Annotated in this window: 1 protein-coding gene; it reads left to right on the top strand. The window is 29.5% G+C overall.

Annotation, left to right across the window (positions count from 1 at the left end; translation table 11 throughout):
* Positions 1 to 413 (top strand): HAD hydrolase-like protein (locus NQ050_RS11120; RefSeq protein WP_257039405.1); only part of this gene is annotated, 413 nt, incomplete at both ends.

The following is a 413-nucleotide window of genomic DNA, read 5'->3' as shown; positions in this document are numbered from 1 at the left end:
AGATCAATTAAATATTGAAAATGCTAAATTATTTAATTTAAAAAGTCCACTTTGGAATTTAGCTAGAGCAGTATATCAAGAATGGTATTTAGGAACAACTTTATATGAAAAAGTAGAAAAACTTACTCCTTTGTCTATTCCTAAATCTGGTTTTATTTATGAAGAAATGATCTTACGTCCTGTGGAAGAAATTAAAACTTTATTAAATGATATAAAACAAGCAGGTTTTAACATTGCCATTGCAACTGGTAGACCAAGAACAGAAACCATTGTTCCATTTGAATCCTTTGGTCTTAAAACTTTTTTTAATGAAAAGCATATTGTTACAGCGAGTGAAGTATTGAAAGCTGAGTCAGTATTTCCAAAAGAAGGGTCACTAGGTAAACCTAATCCATTTAGTTATATTGCAACTC

Source organism: Corynebacterium sp. 122RC1, assembly GCF_024580955.1.
Taxonomy (GTDB): Bacteria; Actinomycetota; Actinomycetes; order Mycobacteriales; family Mycobacteriaceae; genus Corynebacterium; species Corynebacterium kozikiae.
This window is presented reverse-complemented; position numbering and strand designations above follow the sequence as displayed.